This is a genomic window from Frigoribacterium sp. Leaf415, from assembly GCF_001424645.1.
GTDB lineage: Bacteria > Actinomycetota > Actinomycetes > Actinomycetales > Microbacteriaceae > Frigoribacterium.
The window spans coordinates 2851800-2866707 of sequence record NZ_LMQR01000001.1 but is presented as its reverse complement, the minus strand read 5'-3'; the positions used below and the strand labels follow the sequence as shown (position 1 = coordinate 2866707).

At 67.9% G+C, this 14908-nt stretch carries 18 protein-coding genes; 14 read left to right on the top strand and 4 right to left on the bottom strand.

The genetic code is table 11. The features are described 5' to 3' along the window. Positions 1-3 precede the first annotated feature (3 nt). Entirely contained in the window at positions 4-1854 is a 1851-nt protein-coding gene (locus tag ASG28_RS13270) for a cation:proton antiporter (protein WP_082454788.1), read from the top strand. An 88-nt stretch (positions 1855-1942) separates the two neighbouring features. Here ASG28_RS13270 and ASG28_RS13265 read toward each other — a convergent pair whose 3' ends face one another. After that, positions 1943-2425 (bottom strand): hypothetical protein, encoded by a 483-nt coding sequence (locus ASG28_RS13265; protein WP_055975961.1) that lies wholly within the window; start codon positions 2423-2425, stop codon positions 1943-1945. A 293-nt stretch (positions 2426-2718) separates the two neighbouring features. Between ASG28_RS13265 and ASG28_RS13260 the strand changes: the two genes are divergently transcribed. From ASG28_RS13260 to ASG28_RS13240, 5 genes are all read left to right on the top strand, one after another. Continuing rightward, positions 2719-3117 carry a phage holin family protein gene (locus tag ASG28_RS13260; protein WP_055975958.1) on the top strand — a complete coding sequence of 133 codons (399 nt, stop codon included), beginning with the start codon at positions 2719-2721 and terminating at the stop codon, positions 3115-3117. Positions 3118-3197: 80 nt separating this feature from the next. Then, on the top strand, positions 3198-3980 hold the full coding sequence (aqpZ, locus tag ASG28_RS13255) for an aquaporin Z (RefSeq protein ID WP_082454659.1): 783 nt from the start codon (positions 3198-3200) through the stop codon (positions 3978-3980). Between the two features lie 126 nt (positions 3981-4106). Further along, positions 4107-4319 (top strand): hypothetical protein, encoded by a 213-nt coding sequence (locus ASG28_RS13250; protein WP_055975954.1) that lies wholly within the window; start codon positions 4107-4109, stop codon positions 4317-4319. Positions 4320-4415: 96 nt separating this feature from the next. Beyond that, complete coding sequence (locus tag ASG28_RS13245; protein ID WP_055975951.1) at positions 4416-4727, top strand: Dabb family protein; 312 nt, start codon at positions 4416-4418, stop codon at positions 4725-4727. A gap of 64 nt (positions 4728-4791) precedes the next feature. Continuing rightward, a complete protein-coding gene (locus ASG28_RS13240) occupies positions 4792-5160 on the top strand; it encodes a hypothetical protein (protein WP_157485738.1) in 369 nt (122 codons plus the stop codon). Positions 5161-5328: 168 nt separating this feature from the next. Here ASG28_RS13240 and ASG28_RS13235 read toward each other — a convergent pair whose 3' ends face one another. After that, positions 5329-5598 carry a hypothetical protein gene (locus ASG28_RS13235; RefSeq protein ID WP_055975942.1) on the bottom strand — a complete coding sequence of 90 codons (270 nt, stop codon included), beginning with the start codon at positions 5596-5598 and terminating at the stop codon, positions 5329-5331. Between the two features lie 150 nt (positions 5599-5748). Here ASG28_RS13235 and ASG28_RS13230 point away from each other — a divergent pair, with 150 nt between their 5' ends. Continuing rightward, a complete protein-coding gene (locus ASG28_RS13230; protein ID WP_055975939.1) occupies positions 5749-6183 on the top strand; it encodes a hypothetical protein in 435 nt (144 codons plus the stop codon). Positions 6184-6245: 62 nt separating this feature from the next. On the opposite strand, the gene ASG28_RS13225 is transcribed toward ASG28_RS13230, so the two are convergent. Continuing rightward, a complete protein-coding gene (locus ASG28_RS13225) occupies positions 6246-7301 on the bottom strand; it encodes a zinc-dependent alcohol dehydrogenase (protein WP_055975936.1) in 1056 nt (351 codons plus the stop codon). A gap of 175 nt (positions 7302-7476) precedes the next feature. On the opposite strand from ASG28_RS13225, the gene ASG28_RS13220 reads away from it, so the two are divergent. After that, positions 7477-7740 carry a hypothetical protein gene (locus ASG28_RS13220; RefSeq protein ID WP_055975932.1) on the top strand — a complete coding sequence of 88 codons (264 nt, stop codon included), beginning with the start codon at positions 7477-7479 and terminating at the stop codon, positions 7738-7740. A gap of 37 nt (positions 7741-7777) precedes the next feature. Further along, complete coding sequence (locus tag ASG28_RS13215) at positions 7778-8293, top strand: PH domain-containing protein (protein WP_055975929.1); 516 nt, start codon at positions 7778-7780, stop codon at positions 8291-8293. A 24-nt stretch (positions 8294-8317) separates the two neighbouring features. Here the strand turns inward: ASG28_RS13215 and ASG28_RS13210 are convergent, their stop codons facing one another. After that, complete coding sequence (locus ASG28_RS13210) at positions 8318-8671, bottom strand: hypothetical protein (RefSeq protein ID WP_055975928.1); 354 nt, start codon at positions 8669-8671, stop codon at positions 8318-8320. A 239-nt stretch (positions 8672-8910) separates the two neighbouring features. Between ASG28_RS13210 and ASG28_RS13205 the strand changes: the two genes are divergently transcribed. From ASG28_RS13205 to ASG28_RS13185, 5 genes are all read left to right on the top strand, one after another. Beyond that, positions 8911-10158, top strand: coding sequence for a hypothetical protein (locus ASG28_RS13205; RefSeq protein WP_200925297.1), 1248 nt, complete (start codon positions 8911-8913; stop codon positions 10156-10158). Between the two features lie 377 nt (positions 10159-10535). Beyond that, positions 10536-11603, top strand: coding sequence for a DUF4041 domain-containing protein (locus ASG28_RS13200; protein WP_235477792.1), 1068 nt, complete (start codon positions 10536-10538; stop codon positions 11601-11603). Positions 11604-11845: 242 nt separating this feature from the next. Beyond that, positions 11846-13042: an SAVED domain-containing protein gene (locus ASG28_RS13195; protein ID WP_157485737.1), complete on the top strand. Its 1197-nt coding sequence runs from the start codon at positions 11846-11848 to the stop codon at positions 13040-13042. After that, positions 13039-14394, top strand: a complete 1356-nt coding sequence (locus ASG28_RS13190) for an SMODS domain-containing nucleotidyltransferase (protein WP_055975913.1) — start codon at positions 13039-13041, stop codon at positions 14392-14394. Before ASG28_RS13195 ends, ASG28_RS13190 begins: the two co-directional genes overlap by 4 nt. An 81-nt stretch (positions 14395-14475) precedes the next feature. Next, positions 14476-14880, top strand: a complete 405-nt coding sequence (locus ASG28_RS13185) for a hypothetical protein (RefSeq protein WP_055975910.1) — start codon at positions 14476-14478, stop codon at positions 14878-14880. Positions 14881-14908 lie beyond the last annotated feature (28 nt).

Here is a 14908-nt window from a genome sequence, read left to right as displayed (position 1 = left end):
GAGATGGCCGACCTGCTGGTCGTGCTGGTCACCGGTTTCGTGGTGATCGCCGCTGCGACCCTCGTCGGCCCCCGCCTCGGAGTCGCCGCCCCGCTGTTGCTGGTCGCCGTCGGGGTCGCCGCGAGCTTCCTGCCGGTGTTCGCGGCGATCGAGATCGACCCCGAGCTGATCCTCGCCGGCGTCCTGCCGCCGCTGCTCTACTCGTCGGCCGTGTCGATGCCGGCGATGAACTTCCGTCGCGAGTTCGGGGCGATCAGCGGCCTGTCGGTCGTGCTGGTCGTGGCGACCGCCCTGCTGCTCGGCGTGTTCTTCCAGCTCGTCCTGCCCGACCTCGGCTTCGCCTGGGGTGTCGCGCTCGGCGCCGTGATCAGCCCGACGGACGCGGTCGCGACGTCGATCGTCAAGCAGACGTCGGTGTCGAAGCGGGTCGTCGCCATGCTCGACGGCGAGAGCCTGCTCAACGACGCGACCGCGCTGGTGCTGTTGCGCACCGCGATCGTGGCGACCGCCGCCTCCTTCTCGTTCTGGGGTGCGCTGGGCACGTTCGCCTACTCGGTCGTCGTGGCCCTCGTGATCGGTCTGGTCGTCGGCTGGGCCAACCTCGCCGTGCGGAGGCGCGTCACCGACTCGACCGTCAACACGGTGATCTCGTTCGCGGTGCCGTTCGTCGCGTCGCTCCCGGCGAGCGCCGTCGGGGCGTCCGGGCTCGTCGCGGCGGTGGTGGCGGGCCTCGTCACGGGGGTCCGGGCGCCTCGGGTGCTCTCGCCTCAGAACCGCCTGTCGGACACGCAGAACTGGCGCACGGTCGAGCTCGTGCTCGAGGGGGCCGTCTTCCTCACCATGGGCCTGCAGATCAAGTCGATCGTCACGGACGTGCAAGAGGACCACTCCGGCGTGGTGCCGGCGCTGCTGATCGCGCTCGGTGCGTTGGCGCTGACGATCGTCGTGCGGGCGGCGTACGTGGCCCCGCTGCTGCGCTTCCTGTCGGCCAGGGCGCGTCACGCCGAGGCGATGCAGCCGCGGGTGCAGAGCATGCAAGACCGCATCGAGTCCGAGGGCGCCGGCGGCTCGTTCGCCGAGATGAACCGGCGGGCGCGCAGCGACCCGCGGCAGCTCGAGGCCGGTGTCCGTGCCGGCTCCGGTTCCGGCGACACCGCAGGAGGCGCGGTGGGCGACCCCGCGGACGTCGCGTCGACCGGTCGGTCACCCCGTGCCCGCACGCCGCGCAGCCCGAGGCGCGTCGAGCCGCGCACCCGATCGGGCCGCGACCGATCGCCGCGCACCCCGTCGCAACGCACGCTCGACCAGTTCACGAGGCGCGTCACGCAGGGCCTGGCCGACATCGAGTACTTCCTGCGTCAGCCGCTCGGCTGGCGAGACGGCACGGCCGTCGTCTGGGCGGGCATGCGCGGGGCGGTGACGGTCGCGGCGGCGCAGACGCTGCCCGAGGACACCCCGCAGCGTCCGGTGCTGGTGTTGATCGCGTTCGCGGTGGCGGCGCTGTCGCTGCTGCTGCAGGGCGGGACGATCGGGCCCCTGTTGCGGCGTCTGTCGCCGCCGGTCGACGAGGCCGCGGAGCACGCGCAGAACGAGTCCGAGCGCACCAAGATCTTCGAGCTGATGCGGACGAGCGCCGACACCGTCCCGGGCCCCGACCCCCGCACGGTCGACCGCTCGAAGGAGGGCTTCGACGCGTCGGTGGCCCACACCCTGGCGATGCTGGCCGCGCAGCGGGAGGCCCTGCTCGACGCCCGCGACAACGGCCTGTTCGACGCCGACGTCCTCGCGGACGCCCTCACCAACCTCGACGCCTCCGAGATCGCGATCGAGCTCCGCGGCCGCCTCGCCGACTGACCCCGGCCGATAGCCCGGTGCCTCGTATGTAGGCGAAAAAGCAACACATGTGGCTAGCACGTCACCCCGGACGCCTCGGTGACCGGGACTAGCGCCGGTCGGCCGCGCGCGCCTCCCGGGGGAGGCGGTAGCCGTCGCGGTAGACGCCGACGACGTCGAGGGCGACGCCCACGAGGGAGCGGACTGCGGTACGCCGCTCGCGCGAGCCGTACCAGTTGCGGCGGAGGCGACGCAGCTCGACGATCCCCCGTACGAGCAGTCCCCCGCCGAAGAAGAGGGCGGCGATCCAGGCGATGCCGGTCGAGCCGAAGGCGACGACGGCACCGCTGCAGACGACCAGCGTCACCACGAAGGTGATCGTCAGCGTGCGGGGGCTCGGCAGCTGTCGGCCGTTCTCGCCGGTCCAGTACGACGACAGCAGGTAGAGGGCGTCCTCGCGGGAGCGTCCGCCCTCGCGCAGTCGGTCGACGGCGGCGTCGGTGCGCGCGAACCGGTCGGGCCCGTCGGCCTGGCGCACCGCGGCGCTGGTCAACGCGACGATGCGGAGGACGGGAGGTTCGCGTCGAGCCACCAGGCCATCCTGCCGGACGCCGGTCGCCCGACGCCGCACACCGCACGCCGGATGCACGCCACCCGCCACCCTCCACCCGCACACCCTCCACCGGACGGGCCCGCACTGTCCCCCGCCTGGCCGCTTCGCGAGTGCGTCGCGACCCGAGCCTGGAAGCTCGCTGGAGGTCGATGACGGGTGGGCTGCCGCTCGCGTCCGAATGGTGTGTCACCGAGACACAGCGTGTCCGCACCGCGGCACAGCGATCCCCGGCCACCGACCCGAGTGGCCTCGCCGAGAGAAGGACCACCACCATGAGCGCAGACGACGAGAAGCAGGCCGACGCAGGCTTCGCCGGCAGGTTCCGCGACCAGCTCGGCAGCCGGGCGATCGAGCCCATCATCAAGGCCGTTCGCACCGAACTGCGGTCGGCGCGCGACGAGATCGCCGGCCGGGCACGGGATGCGCGATCCGGCGCCGTGATGCTCGCCGTCGGGGCCGTCCTCGCGATCGTGACCGTGATCCTCCTCGCCGGCACCGCCGTCGCCCTGCTGGCCCTGGCCCTGCCGCTCTGGGCCGCCGCGCTGATCACGTTCGCGTTCTTCGCCGTCGTTACCGCGGTGCTCGTCGCCGTCGGCCTGAAGGGCGTCAAGCGAGGCATCCCGCCGGTGCCCTCCGACACGGTGAAGAACCTCACCTCGTCGGCCGACTAGCTGCCGCTCCGCCGACACCCCTCCGAACCCGACCCACTCCCCACCCGACACCGTCCCCACCCGACACCAGAGAGTCCCCCATGCCTCGCAACGCACCCGCCAGCCGGTCCACGAAAGAACAGCGCACCCAGCACGCCGAGACCTACACGCCGCTCGCGCGGTACGCCTCCGAGGCGTTCGGCGCGTTCCTCCTGGTCGTCGGAGGCGTCGGCACGGCCGTGTTCGCGTCGTCGTTCCCGGACGACGGCAACACGCTCGGTGTCGGCTTTCTCGGCGTGGCCCTGGCGTTCGGACTCAGCGTGATGGCCGGCATCTACGCCGTCGGCCACATCTCGGGTGGCCACTTCAACCCGGCCGTGACGGTCGGCTTCGCCCTGGCCGGCCGAACCACCTGGGCGAGCGTGCCCGGCTACGTCGTGGCGCAACTCGTCGGTGCGGCCGCCGGAGCGAGCGTCGTGGCTCTCGTCGCCGCCGACGGCCCGGCCGGCTACTTCACCGCGGCCCGTGAGTCGGGCTTCGCGTCGAACGGCTTCGGGGCGGCGTCGCCCGGCGGCTTCGGGCTCGGAGCCGTGCTCGTGACCGAGATCGTGCTCACCGCCGTGTTCGTCGGCGTCATCCTCTCGGTGACCGCCAAGAACGAGTACAAGGCCCTGGCACCCTTGGCGATCGGCCTGACCCTGACGCTGATCCACCTGATCAGCATCCCGGTGAGCAACACGTCGGTGAACCCCGCCCGCTCGCTGGCGGCGGCCCTCTACGGCGGCCCCGACGCGCTGGCGCAGCTCTGGGTCTTCTTCGTGGCGCCCTTGGTCGGCGCCGCCCTCGCGGGCCTCGCCCACCGCGTCCTGCGTCGTCGCGCCTGACCGGCCCGAGCGGCAGGGAACCGCAGGAGGCGCGGGTCGGGTGACCCGCGCCTCCTTCGGTTCCCTGCTCCCCCGCGCTCGCATCTCGGGCCGGACGGTGCCGTCTGCGGGCCGTAGGCTCCGGGCATGGTGATGCGCTGGCTTCAGAACCCGTCGGTGCAGGCGATGCTGCACGCGTTGGCATTCGCCTGTGGAGTCGTCCTCGCCGTGAACGGCTCGTTCTTGGGTGTGCTCATGGCGACGTTCGCGCTGGTGTCGCTGGTCGCGGACTTCCTGCAGTACCGCCGTCGCCAGGCCCTTCGTAGGGAGTCCCTGCAGGACGTCGACCTCACCTCCTGACGCCCTTGCGGTCGCGCCCCGGGCGGGCGGCGGTCGTGAGTGTGAGGATCGGGTGGCGTGCCACGTCCGGCGGCGTGCGGACGAGGGGATGCGCGGATGACCGATACGAACGAGATCGTGCACGTGGTGTTGGTCGAGTGGGCCGAGGGGGCCCCGGCCGACGTGGCCGAGCAGGCGTCGCGGTTGTCGGCCGAGCACCTGACCGGCATCGACGGTGTGCTGTCGGTGTCGAGCGGCGGCAGCGTCAGCCCCGAGCAGCTCGAGGTCGGCTTCGACTGGATGCTCGTGGTGCGCTTCCGTGACCCCGCGGCGCGGGACGGCTACCTGCCCCACCCCTCCCACCAGCCGGTCGCCAGCTACCTCGGCGACGCGTCCGCCCGCGTCGTCGTCTTCGACGTCCAGGCGTAGCGAAGGAGGTCGCCGTCGCTGACATCGCGGAAGCGCGATGGACGATCTCGGGCACACTGTCCCGATGAGGAGACGACGCCCGACACCCGTGCCCAGCCACGAGGTCGAGCCGCGCGTCCCGGCGCTCCCGACGTGGCCCCCGGACGGAATCGTCGGCACGATCGGTTCCGGCCCGTCGGCCGGAGCCGAGATCGCCGCCTCCGTCGAACGAGATGTGCACGGGTCGTACGTGGCCTACGTCCTCGATCTCCCCGTCGACCGCCTGCTCGACGCGGCCGGTGAGTTCGTGATCGACGACTGGGTCTCGGACACTCGTGTGCCCGGCCAGGAGGGCGGCTTGATCGACTTCGTGACGCGCGCCGTCGACGTCCGCTGGTCGACGGAGCCGGGCCTGATCGACGACTACTTCCGTGCCCGAAAGTCGAGCTGGTGAGCGCGTCCGTCTGACCGTCGGCGGCCCCGCCGAACTCCACCGAGAACGTCTGGAGGCGCGGCGCAGCGGACGCGCCGATCGTCACCTGTCCTGCGCGACGAGTCCCAGTCAACGACGACGAGCCTCACCCTGCTCGGATGCGGCTCGTCGTCGTATCGGTGTCGATGGTCAGCGTCGAGCAGGGCCCCCGACGGCGCTGACGGCATCACCGATGGTGCTGCCCGGGTGGGCTTGGCGGTAGGCGCGGACCTCGGCGGGGTCGACGTCCCGCTCAGGGCGCCTTGACGGACGGCCGAGGATGCTATTGCCGGCGAGGAACGCCGAGGCGAGAGCGGCCACGATCAACAGCATCCCGACGGTGCGATCGGCCGTGAAGAAGACGACCAGGGCGATGGCGGTCAGGGCGAGCGGGGCGAGGGCGCGGAGCCAGTTCGTCATGAGAAGCACTGCTCCTTCATCTCGGTCCTGATGGGTCGGGAAAACGCTAAGACGCTCGCACCGGTCGATGCCAGTCGATTCACGTGATGCCCAGGGACGTGCGCCACTCCCCCGCGATCGCATCACGTCGCCCGGCGGTAGGTTCACCTCATGAAGGTCCTGGCCGGCATCGTCACCGCGCTGCTCGTGGTGTCGGTGCTGCTGGTGCTCGCGGTGCGGGCCGATCCGGACGTGCCTCTGTCGTTGTCTGGGGCCGACGCACGCATCCCGTACTGCACGACCTACGAGCCGGTGGTCGCCGTCGACCTGTCGACCGAGACGCTGCCGGCCTGTGCACCACACGGGGGCGAACTGCGCTTCCCCGACGGAGCCGTCTTCGACCTGCCCGACGAGCCCGGCACCGGCGCCATGTCCTCCGGAGGCCACGACTACACCTACGTCGACGTCGGAGCCTTCGGCCTGTACGCCTCACGGGCCGACCACGCCTGCGAACACATCGAGCAGTGGGGAACCCCCGAGGCCATCCGTCGCGTCACCGAAGCCTTCGGCGACGACGACGCCGCCTGCGTCCCCGAACTCCACTGATCCGAGGAGGCGCGGGTCGCCTCCTCGAGACACGATCGGTATGACGCTTCAGCCGCTACCCCTCACCCGTTCGGCGCGACCAGCACCTTCGCGTACTCCGTCTTCCCGCTGTCCAGCTCCACGAGCAACCCCGGCAGTTCGTCGAGCCCGACCGTCCCCGTGATCAGCGGCCCCGCGTCGACCGAGCCGTCGGCGAGCGCCCGCATCGCGCCGACGAAGTCGGAGTGCGTGTAGGCCAGGCTGCCGATGACCGTCAGCTCGCGGCTCTGCCAGTCGCCGTACGACACCTCCGAGGTGGTCATCGGGTAGCCGAGCAGCGCGAGCGTGCCGCCGCGGCGGACCAGCTCGGCGCTCGACTGGAACAACGAGGAGGCGCCGGTGCACTCGTAGAGGACGTCCGCCCCGAGTCCGTCGGTCAGCTCGAGCACCCGAGCCGTGAAACCCTCGCCGGGAGCGTGGACGTCGGTGAAGCCGAGGCGGCGGGCGGTCTCGCGCCGCGCCTCCATCGGTTCGACGATGACGACGGCTCCGGCGCCGGCGTGACGGGCGTGCTGGGCGGTGAGCAGGCCGATGGGGCCGGCGCCCTGCACCACGACGACCGAGCCGAGGCGCTGGCCGGCGCGGCGGACGGCGTGGAACGTGACGGCGGTGGGTTCGACGAGGCCGAGCTGTTCGTCCGTGAGGCCGTCGAAGGCGCGCTGGACGCGACGTTCGTGGACGGTGACGTGCTGGGCGAAGGCTCCGTGGGAGGGGGCGTCGGGCGAGATGCCGTTGGCCTCGGCGAAAGCCGTGTCGCAGTGGTCGGGGTGTCCGGCGCGGCACATGGCGCAGGCGCCGCAGGGCGGGCCGACGCTGGCGACGACGCGGTCTCCCACGGCGACCGTCGTGACCCCGCTGCCGGCGGCGACGACGGTGCCGGTCCACTCGTGGCCGAACACCGCGGCGGGGATGAGGCCGCCGGACGCCCACCCGTGCGTGTCCGTCGCGCACACGCCCGTGTACCGGATGCGCACCACGACCTGCGACTCCCCCGGAGCCTCGAGGTCGACCTCGGCGAAGGCCACCGAGCGCTCGGCGTCGACGGTGGCGAAACGGGTGCGGGCAGGCAGATCGGTCATGCCCACCAGGGTAGACGTGGGCGACAGGTGTTGCCCTTCCGCCCTTGTCGGCGGACGACGAACCAGCCCTGGGGAAACCACCCCGAGGAGGCGCGGTGCCCCCACGCGAGCCCCCTTCTCCCCCAGCCCGGTCACCCCCACGTCGCGCAGGCGGACACCGAGGCCGACGACGGCCGTGCAGCCCGTCGCCTCCCCCACCGCCGTCACCAGCACGCAGGGAGCCGCGCAGACCCTGCCCGTCGTGGCCACCGCGGGTGACCCGCTCGTGCCGCTCGACCCCGCGGCCACCCGTCTCGAGGCTCCCGCCGGGGCGACGGCGGATGCCGACGGCACGGTCGTCGCGGTCCCCGGTGAGGGACGCTACGAGATCGACCGCGCGACGGCGGGCATCGAAGCTCCACCCGCGAAACTTATGACGCTGACAACCGCGATATGTTGATCTCAGCCAGCCAGGCTCAAGGACATTGGGGTCAAAGATGGGTAAAGCCGACAAGCTTCTCGAACAAGCATCACCGCACCTTGAGCAAGGCGAATTGGTCCGAGCTGCGGTTATGGGAGCCTACGAAACGAAGGTCATGGGCTCGGACACCGTTCGAAACGGTGTGTTGATCGCGACCGATCGACGCGTCGTCTTCTACGCGAAGAAACTAGGCGGATTCGATCTGGAGTCATTTCCCTTCGGCAACATTTCATCCTTCGAGCACGGCAAATCGATGATGGGCCATCACGTTGCCTTTCACGCGTCGGGTAACGCGGTCCAGGTGAAATGGCTCCAGCCCGCATCTGACTTCGCAGCATTCATCGATGTCGTCAAGGAAGCCATGAACGCCAAGCACCGTGCCGTAGAACCAGCAGCGACCCCGGCTGCCACGTCTGCTCCGACCGTTGACGTCATTGAATTGCTCAAGCAGCTGGGGGGCCTTAGGGATGCAGGCGTCATCACGGACGAGGACTTCGAGGCCAAGAAGACCGAACTGCTCTCTCGGCTCTGAAGTGAATCTTCCTGCGGGCGTCCGTCAGGGATGGAATCGCGGCTCAGTCGTATAAAGCCCGAAGGTCGCGTCCGTAAGCGTCATTGTGGGGATGATGCAGACGTTGGTGACGCCGGCCTGGAACTCACTGGTCAGCGCGTCAGGTGGAAGACCAACGCCTCCATCGATCTTGTTGCGAGCCGACGTGAGGATGTCGGCTGCGGCAGCGAACTGCTGCGCCGAAGTCATCTCGAGGTTCCATTCGTCACAACTCGTCTCGGCGTAGCTCTGGCTCCAGGTCTGCGTATAGCGGGACGACGCGACCTCCGCGTCGCCTGCCTTTCCGTCATCATCGCCACCGAGCGTCGAGAGAACACTGATGAGAACGATGACGCCCACGACCCCCAGGCAACCGAGTCCTGAGAGCGCGCCACACCCTAGGCACTTCTTCGTTCCCCCAGGACCAGAGAGGTTGGGAGCGGGGGGGAAGCTTGTCCGTCATGACCGGACTCTATGGCTCCCCCGGACCAGATCGTGATTGCACCTCAGCCTCACCCGCCTTCGCCCACCGATTCACTCTCGACGACCACTCACGTTCACTACAGTGAGATTCGTTCAATTAGCGATGGGGAAAGAACATGGCGAGCCGACGCGGATTCCTGGCAGAAGTGCAGCACCAACAACGTCTGGCGCAGGCTCGTGCCAACGCGGCCGCTCGAGCACAGACGCAGGCTCGCGCGCAGGCAGTCCGTGCGCGAGCTCAGCAAGAGCGGGCGAATGCCGCGATGGCGCGGGCCGACGAGGCAGAACGCAAGCGGTATGAGCGCGAGGCGAAGGCCGCGTACGTCGAGATGCGACAAGCCGAGGTCGACGAGCTCAACGAGGACTTGGCGCTCGAGTACGGCGAGATCGACGGATTGCTCGCCCTGACCCTCGACTTGGACGACTACGTCGACCTGGAGGGCCTCAAGGTTCGAGCGATGCACCCGCCCTTCCCTCGCTGGGACCTCGAGACCCCTCGCCCGGCGCCGCTCCCGACCCCGGTCCCCGAGGCTCCGGTGTTCATCGAACCGCCGGCACCTACGGGCCTCTTCGGCAAGAAGAAGAAGTTCGAGGAGGCGCAGCAGCGGGCTCGGGCGGAGTACGAGCAGGCTTGGGGCCAGTGGGCCGCCTACCGTGACTGGATTCCTACCCAGGACGCTCAACAGGCTCAGGAACACGCCACCCTCGAAGAGGGACGCATCAAGCTCCTGGCGGCGGAGCGGGAACGCTACGACGCGGCCTGCGCGGTCCGAGAGGCCGAGGTTGCCGAGCAGAACTCGTCGATCGACACCTTGATCGCCGGCCTCGGCTACGGCGCCGTGGACGCAGTGCAGGAGTACGTCGGCATCGTGCTGGCGAACTCGCTCTACCCGGATGCCTTCCCCGTCGAGCACGAGGCCGAGTTCGATCCCGCGACCGCCGAGTTGACGCTGCGTGTGACCGTGCCCGCCCCGGACGCCCTGCGGACCATCAAGGGATTCCGCTACGTCAAGGCCAGTGATGAGGTGGTCGAGACCCAGCTGTCCAAAACGGCCGCCAACGAGCGTTACGCGAGCGCGTTGCACCAAGTGGCCCTCCGATCCCTTCACGAGATCTTCGAGGCTGACCGGAGGGGGCTGATCAAGGCCATCTCCGCCCAGATCGGCCCTGAGGCGAACGACCCGGCCACCGGCCGCCAGAAGTTCATCCCGCTGGTCGCTGTTGCTGCACCCCGTGACACGTTCATGGAGATCGACCTCAGCGGCGTCGTCCCTCTCGCCACCTTGCAGCACCTCGGTGCCGCTGTGGCGAAGAACCCGTCGGCGCTCACCGCCATCGACACGGCGGGCGTGCGTCGGTCGTGAGGGGAGACGAGCGTAGGTTCAACCCTCCCCCGGGCTGGCCGCCCGTACCGTCGGGCTGGAAGCCCCCCGCCGGATGGGTGCCTCCTGTTGACTGGCCTCCGGTCCCCGACGGCTGGCAACTCTGGCTCGACGAGGTGACACCGGCGTCAGAACCCGTCGGTGTGGGCCCGGTCGCGCCCAGCCCGATCTTCGAGAGTCTCGCTCCTGAACGGCTGAGTGAACCCGAGACACCCAACGACCCGCCTGCCCCGAATGACCCAGCCCCATCGGACCTCGTCGCGACGTTGCTCGCGGAAAAGGCTGATCTGGCTCGGCAGCTGGCCGAAAGCAGGCAGGCCGCCGACCCGCGAGTGGCTGAGCAAGCCGCAGGAAAGTCCGTGACTTCAACCACTGTTGAGCTCGACGACGAGCAGGTCCTTCAGGAAGTCGGCATCTATAGGTACCACCACCCGCTTGAGGATGCGACGGCCTACCTGCCGAGATTGAAGGACGTCGAAGCAAGGTCGGCAGCCCTCGTCCGCGACGGGCATGCCATCGAGAAGTCGAACCTCTTTACCTTCGACAACTCCCTCGCCAAGGGTCGCAAGATGAGCGACGACCTTGCCAAGCTCATGTTGCGTGCGTACAACGCCGAGGCGGAGAACAGCATCCGTACCCTCAAGTTGGGCAACGTGCACACGGCCAAGAAGCGGCTGGAGGCATCGCGAGCGGCGATCGCCAAGCTCGGCAGCATGATGGCGATGCACATCAGCGACGCCTATCACGGCCTCAGGATCGAGGAGATCGAGCTGACGGCCGACTGGCTGATGAAGAAGCAGGAAGAAAAAGAGGAGCAGCGCGAAGAGCGGGCACGCCTCCGTGAGGAGGCGCGGGTCGAGAGGGAACTGAAAGAGCAGCGTGCCCAGCTCGACAAGGAGCGCACCCTGCTGATGCAGACGATCGGCCAGCTGCAGGCCAGTGGCACGCCCGACGCCGACCTCGAGCTACGGCTCGCCGCCATCGATCAGGCCATCGTCGACAACGACTACCGAGCAGCGAACATCCGCGCAGGCTACGTCTACGTCATCTCGAACCGAGGAGCCTTCGGCGAAGGTGTCGTCAAGATCGGTCTCACGCGCCGCCTCGAACCCGCCGACCGAGTGCACGAGCTCGGCGGAGCCTCGGTCCCTTTCCGCTTCGACATCCACACGATCTATTTCTCCGAGGACGCGGTCACACTCGAGACCGAACTCCACCGCCACTTCGCAACTCACGCTCTGAATCAGGCGAATAGCCGAAAGGAGTTCTTCTTCGCGACGCCGGCCGAGGTACGAGACGTCCTCGCCAGCAAGGTCGGCAACCTGCTCGAGTTCAAGGACACGGCGGACGCTACGGAATTCTTCCAGTCAGTCGGTCGCTGGCCTGCGAGCCTCCAGACACCCAGCGGCAGAAGTCCTGCCACCTGACAAGGATAAAAGTCCCGGACTCTGGCCGGATACTCACAGCACAGCAGTCAACCCAACTTACAGCAGCCCCGTCCCTATCGAATGTCGGTACCCATAAGTACTGTAGTTCCCGAAGCAGGACCATCTCGAGATTCGGGGTGGATAGCAGCCGTCGAGTGCGCAGCTGGGATGATGATGCACTCGCTCTGTCACTCAAAGGCGACACATCCGGCTGCTTCGGTTCGCACGGGGAGCGGCGCACGATGACGACACAGTCGACGAAGGAGCCCATCGAGGGCACAGAACGCGACACCGCCGTGCTTCGAAAGGATGTACCGGAGAGCACACGGCTGCGCCTTTGGGCCAAAGCTGCCGGACGGTGCGTCCTCTGCGCAACCTATCTCTTGGACGGCACCGATTGGTCCTGGCACGCAATCCCCAACGGGCAGATCGCACACATCGTCGGAGCAGGCTCGGGCAAGGCGTCCCCTCGAGGTGATTCTGCACTGGCCGCCGACGAGCGCGCGTTTGAAGAGAATCTGATGCTTCTCTGCTACTCGTGCCACAAGAGGATCGACGACAAGGCCTACTGCAACCAGTACACGGTTGCGTTCCTGACCGCCAAGAAGCTTCTCCATGAGAAGCGGGTGCGGCAGGTCACCGACTTCGCAACACTTCGGCCGACATCCGTTGTGACGGTGAGCGCTGACGTCCGCGGGACGAGAGCACCGATATCGCTTCCGCAGGTTGCGGAGGCGCTACGAAACGACGGCTATACGGGCATGGGGGAAGACACACGCAACGGGGCCTTCACCGTCCACCTCCCTGGGAACGACGAAGACGGATGGGCGTGGGACGCCCACCGAACGGAAATCGACCGATTCGCGGCGCGCATCGCGGAGGCGGTGACCGCCGGCGACGTCGAGTCGCTCAGCGTCTTCGCTCTCGCCCCAATCCCGTCGCTCGTCTACCTGGGCTCCAAGCTCGACGACAAAACGGAGACGCGGCTCTTCACTCGGAAGCGCACCGATGAGGTGACAGCCTGGGCATGGAGTACTGAAGACGGTGACGTCCCCGCATTCGACACCGTCATGTTTGCCGGCGACTCGAACGAGGCTGCAGTTCTTGTCGAGCTGAGCGCACCTGTTAGAGAAGAGCGTCTCCCCGACCGCCTGAGTAAGCTCCCCAGGGTCACGATCACGCCGAAGGACCAGCAGCCCCGTCCGGACCTGCTGAGCAGCCGTGCGGCCATGGAGTCGTTCGCGCTTGCATGGAGGGACGCGCTCGCGCGCATCGAGAGCGAGCTTCCGAGCGTGCGCGTCCTGCACCTGGTCGCGGCCGTACCCACGCCGGCGGCCATCACAATGGGCCGTCATCGGATGCGCGCGGCGCAGCCGAACATCGTTGTCTACCAGCTCCGACACGACGCATACGAGGCCGCGATTGAGGTCGGCGAATGACCGCGCGCATCAAGGAGTTCAACCTCTTCCTCCGCGACTACGTCAACCTCAACCAGACTCGTCTCGACCTCCTCCACACCCGGACGTCCTCACTGGACACGGCACTGGAGGAGAGCACGCTGATCGGGGACAAGCTCGACGGAAGCCTCATCCCGCAGGGCTCGTTCGCTCACGGCACCATCATCAAGCCGCTCTCCGGCAACGACTTCGACGCCGACGTCCTACTGCCGATGATCGAGCAGGTGGACTGGGAACCGAAGAAGTACACCGTCGAACTCAAGAAGGCGCTCGACGCGGTGCCGCGCTACGCCGACAAGACCGTTCTTGGTAAGCGGTGCGTGACGATCCAGTTTGCGAGCAGTTTCCACATCGACGTCGTACCGTTTGTGGAGCGCGCCGACGGCAAGACGTACATCACTCATCGCACGAAGAACGAGTTCCTGCTTCAAGACCCGACGGAGTTCACCCGCTGGCTTAAGGACCAGAACAGCACAACTAACGGCCATCTCATTCGCGTCATTCGCCTTGCTAAATGGCTTCGCGACCGCAGTTCCATCGACTGCCCCTCCGTTGTGCTCGGTGCGCTGCTGGCCGAGCGGGTGAAGAGCTTCGCAGGAGTCGATGACTACGGCAACGTAGCGACGACCTTTACTGCCCTCCTCGAAGACCTTCGCGACTACCTCGACATGCACTCCGCCCCGCCGTGGGTGGATGACCGCATCGGCCAGAACCTCGCGGACCGTCTGACCCAGACAGGGTTCGACAACCTCAAGAGCCAGCTGAGGCGGTGGGCTCGGCTCGCTCGCGAAGCCCTCGACGCTGGAGCATCCGACAGCGTCGAGAAGTGGCAGAAGCTGTTCGGGGTCTCGTTCGGTGCGAGCACGACGTCGTCTCTCGCCCTTTCCGCTTCGGCCACCACAGCCACTCTGCCCACGTATGAGCGTCAGATGGTTCCCGGAGAGAAAACGCTGACCGAGCAGTACAACTTCCCGGAGCGGCGGGATCCCACGTCGACGTTCCGAATCGTCGGGAGGATGTCGCCGACGAAGGGGGGCCGGGGTCGTTTCCGTCCACTGGCGACGAATGGAAACCTTGTCCCCATCGGCCGGGCCCTCGAGTTCCAGATCACGGACTGCACGGTGGACGGTCCGTACGACGTGTACTGGAAGGTGCGCAACGCCGGAACTGAGGCCGCCAGCAGGAAGGCGTTCCGTGGCGAGATCCTTAGGAGAGGCGAGCTCATCCGTGAGACCAGCGACTTCCCTGGCGCTCACTGGGTACAGGCGTGGATCGTAAAGGACGGAGTCGCCGTCGCCACCGCCACGCAGGACGTCATCATCATGTCCCGCTGACCCGATGCCGCGCTCGTGGGCCGACGTGGCGGTGGCGCGAACAAGCACGAAGCCATCTGGCCGTTATGTAAAGGTAGATAGTTGAAGCAGACAAAAGATCAGCAGGTCAAGAGGGTCGTGACCGGCATGGCGCTCGGGGTGCTTGCCCAGGGCGTCGAGGCAGTGACGAGCGGCAAGATGGCGTTAGAGTCTGCGTTCAACCACGCCTGGCGCAGCTGGCCGCAGACCTACCAGTTCCCCAGCATCGGCGGCCATGATCCTGGCAACCTGTTCTGGATCGGTATGGGCAAATCCGAGAGACGGCAGGGAGTGGTCGCGGCATGGGAAAGCGGTCGGTGGGCCGCGCCGTACGTCGCGTATCCAGGGTGGAGCGTAGACGAAGCTCTCGACCTTTACGCGGACTCGGAGTTGTCGGCCGAGGACTGGAGACAGCTGGGCGCGCTGTTCGTCGAATACTTCAAGCCTGAGGAAGTCCGGCGCGCTTGACGCCGGCATGCGTCTCCTCATTCAGCGT

Coding starts and splice junctions, on each gene's coding strand:
- ASG28_RS13235 (WP_055975942.1), bottom strand. CDS start 5,598: ATGACGAACTGGCTCCGCGCCCTCGCCCCGCTCGCCCTGACCGCCATC.
- ASG28_RS13230 (WP_055975939.1), top strand. CDS start 5,749: ATGAAGGTCCTGGCCGGCATCGTCACCGCGCTGCTCGTGGTGTCGGTG.
- ASG28_RS13190 (WP_055975913.1), top strand. CDS start 13,039: ATGACCGCGCGCATCAAGGAGTTCAACCTCTTCCTCCGCGACTACGTC.
- ASG28_RS13260 (WP_055975958.1), top strand. CDS start 2,719: ATGAGCGCAGACGACGAGAAGCAGGCCGACGCAGGCTTCGCCGGCAGG.
- ASG28_RS13205 (WP_200925297.1), top strand. CDS start 8,911: ATGGCGAGCCGACGCGGATTCCTGGCAGAAGTGCAGCACCAACAACGT.
- ASG28_RS13270 (WP_082454788.1), top strand. CDS start 4: ATGGCCGACCTGCTGGTCGTGCTGGTCACCGGTTTCGTGGTGATCGCC.
- aqpZ (WP_082454659.1), top strand. CDS start 3,198: ATGCCTCGCAACGCACCCGCCAGCCGGTCCACGAAAGAACAGCGCACC.
- ASG28_RS13240 (WP_157485738.1), top strand. CDS start 4,792: ATGAGGAGACGACGCCCGACACCCGTGCCCAGCCACGAGGTCGAGCCG.
- ASG28_RS13215 (WP_055975929.1), top strand. CDS start 7,778: ATGGGTAAAGCCGACAAGCTTCTCGAACAAGCATCACCGCACCTTGAG.
- ASG28_RS13225 (WP_055975936.1), bottom strand. CDS start 7,301: ATGACCGATCTGCCTGCCCGCACCCGTTTCGCCACCGTCGACGCCGAG.
- ASG28_RS13195 (WP_157485737.1), top strand. CDS start 11,846: ATGACGACACAGTCGACGAAGGAGCCCATCGAGGGCACAGAACGCGAC.
- ASG28_RS13250 (WP_055975954.1), top strand. CDS start 4,107: ATGGTGATGCGCTGGCTTCAGAACCCGTCGGTGCAGGCGATGCTGCAC.
- ASG28_RS13245 (WP_055975951.1), top strand. CDS start 4,416: ATGACCGATACGAACGAGATCGTGCACGTGGTGTTGGTCGAGTGGGCC.